Genomic DNA, 7,026 nt, shown 5'->3' on the forward strand with positions numbered 1-7,026 from the left:
ATCATCGGCCAGCGGCGTGTGGCAGAGCTCGATACGGACAAAATCCGCATTATGGCGCATGCGCGGATCGCCGAAGCGATACAGCGCCAGGCCCTCGCTCACCACTTGCTGCCGGTCCTCGATCGGATGGCTCAGGCTGGGCAATTCAGTGGCCTGCACTTCATCCATGTAGCGGTTGGCCAGATGCAGGCCCAATGTGTCGGCGGTGGCCTGGCCGATCACGGTGAGTTTGAAACGCACCTGCTCGGGCCAGTATTCCACTTTGGTCAGCACCAGATGCGGCAGCAGCTGAGGCATCGCCTGCGGCTGCAATGCTGCGCGCGGTGGCAGCCGGTCCAGCGGATGCATGCCGATGGCGGCTTCCAGGAACCGACGCATCAGTTCATGCTGGGCAGATTGGTGCAGGAAATGCAGGTGCTTTAGATTCGGGTGCATCACTGGGGTAACTTAACAAAATTGTGTTCCGCATCGGAAGCTTCTCGTCAAAATTGTCTACTTGCTCTTGGCTCATAGCGGCCTATCCTACAGCGCAACAGAAGGAGTGCGACAATGCTGCGAGGTGCGATTGGCTTATTGGCCTGTGGTTGGCTTGCGGCGGCAACAGCACCGGTGCACGCAGCCGACATGCCGATCTTTGATGCCCATCTGCATTACAGCCATGATGCCTGGGATGTGGTACCGCCGACAGAGGCGGTGAAGATTCTGCGCCAGGCCGGGCTGCGCCGCGCCATGGTGTCGTCGTCTGATGACGAAGGCACGCAAAAGCTTCATGCCCTGGCACCCGATATTGTCATCCCTGTGTTGCGGCCCTATCGCAAGCGCGGCGAACTCAGCAGCTGGGTGCATGACCCGACGGTGATTGATTATCTGGAAAGCCGGCTGGCGAAATACCGCTACGTCGCCATTGGTGAATTTCACGTCTATGGCGCCGATGCCGATCTGCCGGTGGTGCGCCGTATGGTGCAGATCGCGAAGCAGCGCCGGCTTTATCTGCACCTGCATGGTGATGCCGATGCGGTGGAGCGTGTCTTCCGGCAAGACCCGCAGGCTCGTATCCTGTGGGCGCATTCGGGCTTTGACCGGCCGGAAGCGGTGGCGGCAATGCTGGAGAAACACCCGGCACTTTGGGCCGATCTGGCCTTCCGCAACGATCAGGGCAGCATGGATGGCAGCGGCAAGGGCAAGGTGGCCGATGCCTGGCGCCCGGTTTTCCTGAAATACCCGCAGCGTTTCCTGGTGGGTACCGACACCTTCACGCCGGAGCGCTGGTATTATGTGGAACAGCATGCCAGCTACTCGCGCGCCTGGCTGGCTGATCTGCCGCCGGATGTGGCCGAGCAGATTGGCTGGCGCAACGGCGACCGCCTGTTCAGCGCCATGATGGCGCAGCAATGATCCGCTGCCTGCTGGCTGTCGCTCTGGTTGCCTTGCTGCCGGGCGCGGCCTGGGCCTGCCTGCCGGGCTTTGAAGGCACCGAGCAGAGCCGCAATAACGGCGTTACCATCGCCTACAAAAGCCAGCCGGCGCCAATCCCGGTGGGGCAGCCCTTTGCGCTCGAAATCGCCGTCTGCCCGGCGCCGCGCGCACTTGAAGTGGATGCGCATATGCCGGCGCATCGCCATGGCATGAATTACCGCCCCAGCATTACCAATCCCGCGCCCGGGCTATATCGCGCCGAAGGCCTGGTGCTGCACATGCCGGGCGAATGGGAATTTGTGTTTGAAGTTGGCCTGCCATCCGGCGCGCGGCAGCGGCTGACCAGCCCCCACCTGGCGCAATGATCCGCTGGCTGTTGCTGGCTTTGCTGCTGTGCTGCGGCCCGGCCCTGGCGCTTGAATTCACCGCCGCCGAGCGTGCCGCCCTGTTGCGCCACGGCCCCTGGCCGCCGGCCTGGGCGCCGGATCCCAGCAACCGGCTTTCCGGCCAGCCGGCCGGCATCGCGCTGGGGCAGGCGCTGTTTTTCGATACGGCTTTATCGGGCGCAGCCGATATGAGCTGCGCCACCTGCCATCAGCCGGCGCAGCGCTGGAGCGATGGCGAGAAGGGGCGCGGTGAATTCCTGCGCAATGTGCCAACCCTGCTGGATATCCGCTGGAATCGCTGGTTTGGCTGGGATGGCGCGCAAGATAATCTGTGGTCGCAAAGCCTGCGGCCGCTGCTGGCGCCGAGCGAAATGGCCGGCTCGCTGCGCCTGGTGGCCGAGCGGTTGCGGCAGAATCCGGATTTAAGTTGCCGGTATCGCGCCGCCTTGGGCGAAAGCCCGGGCGCGGATGACGAGACGGTGGCGATCTATGCCGCCAAGGCGCTGGCGGCATTCCAGGAGACACTGACGAGCGGCAAGGCGCCGTTTGACCAGTTCCGCGACGATCTGGCGGCCGGCCAGCCAGCAAACCTGCCCGAAGCAGCGCAGCGCGGCGCGCGGCTTTTTGTCGGCGCCGGGCAATGCACCACCTGCCATATGGGCGCCGGCTTCACCAACCGCGAATTCCACGATATCGGCGTGCCGTATCTGGTGCGCCCCGGGCTGGTTGATCCTGGCCGCCATCTCGGCATCCGCCGCCTAAGCCAGAGTGATTACACCCGGCTGGGCCGTTTCAGCGACGACCTGGCACGCCAGGCCATTGAGACACGCCATGTCACCTTGCTGCATCGCAATTGGGGCGAGTTTCGCGTGCCGAGCCTGCGTAATCTGGTTGGCACCGCGCCCTATATGCATAACGGCAGCAAGGCCAGCTTGCGCGAGGTGGTGCGGCATTATTCCGAGTTGAACGAAGAGCGCCTGCATGTGGATGGCGAAAGGCTGCTCAAACCACTGTTTCTCAGCGACCAGGAGATTGACGATCTGGTCGCCTTCCTGGAAAGCCTGAGCGGGCCGGCGCCCGCTGCACCGGCACCACTGGCAGCGTGCTCAAAGTAACCGCCATGCGCGGACTTGATCCGCGCATCTCAGCCGGGTTGGATGAAGACCTTCGGGTCAAACCCGAAGGTGACGTCGGGTTTATTGAGCGGCTTATTCCTTCACTGCGCCGGTCATTGAGGCGACGTAGTAATCAACGAAGAAGGAATACAGGATCGCCACTGGCAGCGAGCCGAACAGCGCGCCTGCCATCAGCGAACCCCAGTGATACACATCGCCTTCCACCAGCTCGGTGAGCACGCCGACCGGCACGGTCTTGTTCTCCGACGAGGAGATGAAGGCCAGCGCGTAGATGAATTCGTTCCACGACAGCGTGAAGGCGAAGATGCCGGCCGAGATCAGGCCCGGCACCGCCAGCGGCAGCACGATCTTGATCAGAATCTGCACCCGCGAGGCGCCATCGATCAGCGCGCATTCCTCAAGTTCAAACGGGATCGACTTGAAATAACCGATCAGCAGCCAGGTGCAGAACGGGATCAGGAAGGTGGGGTAGGTGAGGATCAGCGCCCACATGCTGTCATAAAGGCCGAGATTGTAGATCATGGTGGCGAGCGGGATGAACAGAATGCTCGGCGGCACCAGATAGGCCAGGAAGATCGCCATGCCGACGCCCTGGGCGCCCTTGAAACGCAGGCGCTCGATGGCATAGGCGGCCAGCACGGAAGCAAACAGCGACAGCGCCGTGGCCACCACCGCCACCACCATGGTGGTGAGCAGCCATTCCGGATAGGGCGTGTCAAATAGCAGCTTGCGAATATTATCCAGCGTCGGCTGCACGATCCAGAGCGGGTTATTGTCGCGGTAGTTGAGCAATTCGCTGTTCGGTTTGAACGTGGTCAGACCCATCCAGTAGAACGGGAATAGCAGAACAAACAGAAAGATCAGCAACGGGATCCAGAACACCACCACCTGGCGTGGCAGGGTTTCGAGATAACCCATGCCTTCGCGATTATCGGCAGCGCCAGACGAGGTGGCTGAGGAAACGGTGGTATCGGTCATGTCAATTCCCCTGCTGCCATTTCTGCCGTTGCAGGCCGAAGTAACATAACGCGGTGGAGAGGATGAGGAACGGGATCATCGCCACGGCGATGGCCGCACCTTCACCCAGGGCGCCGCCATTGATGCCGCGCTGGAAGGCCAGCGTGGCCATCAGATGCGTGGCATTGGCCGGGCCGCCGCGTGTGATGGCATAGATCAGCTGAAAATCGGTGAAGGTGAACAGGATCGAGAAGGTGAGCACGATGCTGAGCACCGGCAGCAGGTTTGGCACTGTCACGAAGCGGAAACGCTGCCAGGCCGTGGCACCATCCAGCGCCGCTGCTTCATACAGGCTGGGCGATATGGTTTGCAGGCCGGCGAGCAGGCAGATCGCCACAAAAGGAATGCCGCGCCAGATATTGGCTGCAATCACCGAGGCGCGGGCATGGTTGGGCTCGCCCAGGAATTCGATATAGCTGTCGATCAGGCCGATCTTGGTCAGCGCCCAGGAGATGATCGAGAATTGCGAGTCGAAAATCCACCAGAAGGCAATGGCCGACAGAACCGTGGGTACGATATAGGGCAGCAGGATCACGGCGCGGATGATCGACTTGAACGGCATATGCCGGTTCAGCAGCAGCGCCAGCCACAGGCCGAGGATGAATTTGATCACCGTGGCCACCGTGGTGTAGAGCACGGTGTTGAACACCGACAGCATGAAGATGCTATCGCCGAGCAGCGAGATATAATTCTCGATGCCGATAAAATGCCCGACACGGCCGATCTTGGTATCGGTGAAACCGAGCCAGATGCCGAGGCCAAGCGGGTAGGTGAGGAAAAGCAGCAGCAGCACCGCCGCCGGCGCCATGAAGACGATGGAAAGTACGGTGCGGTTTTCCGCGATGCGTTCCCACAGGGTAACGCGCCTGATCGCAATGCTCATGATGCCGCCATGAAGAATGTAAACAACGCCGGGCGGAAATTCCGGGCGACATTGCTGCCGCCCGGCACTCCCTGACGGATCAGACCTTGTAAACGCGGATCAGACGCTTCTCGGCTTCGGCCGCAGCTTCCTGCGGGGTTTTGGAGCCAGAAGCCGCCTGAGCCACCATGTTGTTGACGATGTAATCGTTCAACGCAGCAGCCGAGGAATAGCCGAGCTGGCCGGAATAGCCATGCCACAGCATGTTCTTCACCGTGTCGCGGTAAGGCAGATTCTTCGGATCCGACTTCCAGACAGCGTTTTCCTCATAGCCCCTCAGCGCATGGGTGATGTAGCCGATAGCGGCAGTCTGCCACGGCTCATACTGCTCCTTCTCCCACATGAATTTGAGGTAGGCCTTCGCCGCCTTGGGGAATTTGCAATACTTGAACACATAAGCCTGGCTGAAAAGATGCAGTTCGGTCGGCCGGCCCACCGGGCCGATCGGGAAATTGGCATGCTCGATATCGTCAACCAGCGCCTTGATCTTCGGGTCCTGCGAATTCTTGGCGGCGTAGTAAACCGAGATGCCGTTATTGGTCAGGCTGATCTGGCCATCAAGGAAGGCCTTGTTGTTGTTCGGATCAAGCCAGCCCAGGGTGCCGTTGATGAAGGTGGGGTAGAGCTGCTTGGCGAATTCCAGCGCCTTGATCGTCTCCGGGCTGTTGATGACGACGTTGTTCTTGTCGTCCACCATCTTGCCGCCGAAGGCCCACATCAGCCAGTAGGTCCAGGAACCGTCGCCCACGGCATTGCCGAGCGCAAAGCCGGCCGGCGTGCCCTTGGCCTGCAAGGCTTTGCACAGCGCCAGGAAGCCGTCCATGTCCTTCGGGAAGGACGAGAAGCCGGCAGCCTGGAGATGGCTCTTGCGATAGACCATGCAGGCACCGGCAGCGCCGAGCGGCAGGCCGATCCAGGTGTTGCCACGCTTGGCATATTTCTCCGCCACCGGGAACCAGCCGCCATACTTGTTGCCCAGTTCGGTGGCGATATCGGTCAGCGGCACCACCTTGTCCGGGAACAGGTGCGGCACGTCAAAGAAGTCGAGCACAATATCCGGGCCGGCGCCGACATTGGCGGCAACCGAGGCCTTCGGCGCCACATCGGGCCAGGCTTCGCGATCGACGCGCACTTCCACGCCGGTCAGCTCGGTAAACTTCTTGGTGTTGGCCATCCATTGGTCGATATCGCCCTGGACGAACTGGCTCCAACGCAGCATGCGCAGCTTGGCGCCTTTTTCCAGATCGCCCTTGGCTGCCTGGGCGGCGGCCTCGACCGGCGTCAGCAGACCGGCGCCCGCAGCGGCGACGGCGGCGCCGGCGCCGAGCGTGGTCTTCATCATGTCACGCCTGGTGAAATTAGTCATATCGTGAATCCTCCTCGGGTATTGTTGGTTGTGTGTTTCCTCAACTCGGGCCGTTTTTTATGTGTCGTGTGATTCGACGGCCTTCTTCACCGAAACCGGCTGCAACTGAAATATAAGATAGCAGCTAAGCCGGCTCCAAGGAAATTTTTTGCAACCGACCAAAGTCGAATTGCTGCAATGCGGAAGAATGTCGATGCAACATCAGGTTTACGGCCAAACTGCCTCTTGCCAGCCCCCGGTGGGTCGTTGTAAGCCGGTCGCATGCCCAGCTTATTACCTGCCGAGTTGGCTTCGCGCCGGATTCTGATCGTTGAGGACGAGGCTTATGCCCGCCGTATCAACGTGGATATCCTGGAGGAACTGGGCTTCAGCAATATCCGCCAGGCGATGGACGGCACCGAGGCGCTCGACATCCTGGAAGCCACCCGCAACCCGATCGATCTGGTGATCTGCGACCTAGCGATGCCGAACATGGACGGATTCGCCTTTGTCGAGAAAGTGCGCAAGTCGCGGCAGTATTATCGCGATACGCCGATCATCATGCTCACCGGTTCGGCCAGCGCCGATGCGGTGATCCGGCTCAAGAGCCTGGGCGTGAACGGCTATCTGGTGAAGCCGATGACCCCGGAAGCGATTCTGGAGCGCATTAAATACGTACTGCGCTTCCGCTGACATCGCCCTTGTAATCCGGCCAGCCTTCGCCATATCGAAAAAGCCAAACCGGGCAGGGGGTTGGCGCTGATTCACGGGGGCTGGAAGGGCGGGGGCTGAAATACCGCCAAT

The 7,026-nt window shown here is 61.0% G+C and carries 8 protein-coding genes; 4 read left to right on the top strand and 4 right to left on the bottom strand.

Features of this window, described 5'->3' with window-relative positions:
- Window positions 1-378: hypothetical protein (locus KBB36_RS20260; protein WP_290985479.1), on the bottom strand; the 378-nt coding region annotated here is incomplete at its 3' end.
- 246 nt (window positions 379-624) lie between these two features.
- Between KBB36_RS20260 and KBB36_RS20265 the strand changes: the two genes are divergently transcribed.
- From KBB36_RS20265 to KBB36_RS20275, 3 genes are read left to right on the top strand one after another with little or no spacing between them, the layout of a single operon-like run.
- Entirely contained in the window at window positions 625-1,395 is a 771-nt protein-coding gene (locus tag KBB36_RS20265) for an amidohydrolase (RefSeq protein WP_290985481.1), read from the top strand.
- A complete protein-coding gene (locus KBB36_RS20270) occupies window positions 1,392-1,781 on the top strand; it encodes a hypothetical protein (protein WP_290985483.1) in 390 nt (129 codons plus the stop codon). The genes KBB36_RS20265 and KBB36_RS20270 overlap by 4 nt, the downstream gene beginning before the upstream one ends.
- Window positions 1,778-2,917, top strand: coding sequence for a cytochrome c peroxidase (locus KBB36_RS20275; RefSeq protein WP_290985486.1), 1,140 nt, complete (start codon window positions 1,778-1,780; stop codon window positions 2,915-2,917). The genes KBB36_RS20270 and KBB36_RS20275 overlap by 4 nt, the downstream gene beginning before the upstream one ends.
- A gap of 93 nt (window positions 2,918-3,010) precedes the next feature.
- Here KBB36_RS20275 and KBB36_RS20280 read toward each other — a convergent pair whose 3' ends face one another.
- The 3 genes from KBB36_RS20280 to KBB36_RS20290 form a co-directional block, all read right to left on the bottom strand.
- Window positions 3,011-3,916 (bottom strand): carbohydrate ABC transporter permease, encoded by a 906-nt coding sequence (locus tag KBB36_RS20280; RefSeq protein ID WP_290985488.1) that lies wholly within the window; start codon window positions 3,914-3,916, stop codon window positions 3,011-3,013.
- A 1-nt stretch (window position 3,917) separates the two neighbouring features.
- Window positions 3,918-4,838: a carbohydrate ABC transporter permease gene (locus KBB36_RS20285; RefSeq protein WP_290985491.1), complete on the bottom strand. Its 921-nt coding sequence runs from the start codon at window positions 4,836-4,838 to the stop codon at window positions 3,918-3,920.
- 79 nt (window positions 4,839-4,917) lie between these two features.
- Window positions 4,918-6,243 (bottom strand): extracellular solute-binding protein, encoded by a 1,326-nt coding sequence (locus tag KBB36_RS20290; protein ID WP_290985494.1) that lies wholly within the window; start codon window positions 6,241-6,243, stop codon window positions 4,918-4,920.
- A gap of 261 nt (window positions 6,244-6,504) precedes the next feature.
- On the opposite strand from KBB36_RS20290, the gene KBB36_RS20295 reads away from it, so the two are divergent.
- The gene (locus tag KBB36_RS20295; RefSeq protein WP_290985497.1) at window positions 6,505-6,915 is read left to right on the top strand and encodes a response regulator; all 411 of its coding nucleotides are present in this window, start codon (window positions 6,505-6,507) and stop codon (window positions 6,913-6,915) included.
- Window positions 6,916-7,026 lie beyond the last annotated feature (111 nt).

The organism is Ferrovibrio sp. (assembly GCF_017994015.1).
GTDB lineage: Bacteria > Pseudomonadota > Alphaproteobacteria > Ferrovibrionales > Ferrovibrionaceae > Ferrovibrio.

What these genes read in the sequence shown, in the direction of transcription:
- KBB36_RS20265 (WP_290985481.1), top strand. Translation starts at nt 625, where the DNA reads ATGCCGATCTTTGATGCCCATCTGCATTACAGCCATGATGCCTGGGAT.
- KBB36_RS20270 (WP_290985483.1), top strand. Translation starts at nt 1,392, where the DNA reads ATGATCCGCTGCCTGCTGGCTGTCGCTCTGGTTGCCTTGCTGCCGGGC.
- KBB36_RS20275 (WP_290985486.1), top strand. Translation starts at nt 1,778, where the DNA reads ATGATCCGCTGGCTGTTGCTGGCTTTGCTGCTGTGCTGCGGCCCGGCC.
- KBB36_RS20280 (WP_290985488.1), bottom strand. Translation starts at nt 3,916, where the DNA reads ATGACCGATACCACCGTTTCCTCAGCCACCTCGTCTGGCGCTGCCGAT.
- KBB36_RS20285 (WP_290985491.1), bottom strand. Translation starts at nt 4,838, where the DNA reads ATGAGCATTGCGATCAGGCGCGTTACCCTGTGGGAACGCATCGCGGAA.
- KBB36_RS20290 (WP_290985494.1), bottom strand. Translation starts at nt 6,243, where the DNA reads ATGACTAATTTCACCAGGCGTGACATGATGAAGACCACGCTCGGCGCC.
- KBB36_RS20295 (WP_290985497.1), top strand. Translation starts at nt 6,505, where the DNA reads ATGCCCAGCTTATTACCTGCCGAGTTGGCTTCGCGCCGGATTCTGATC.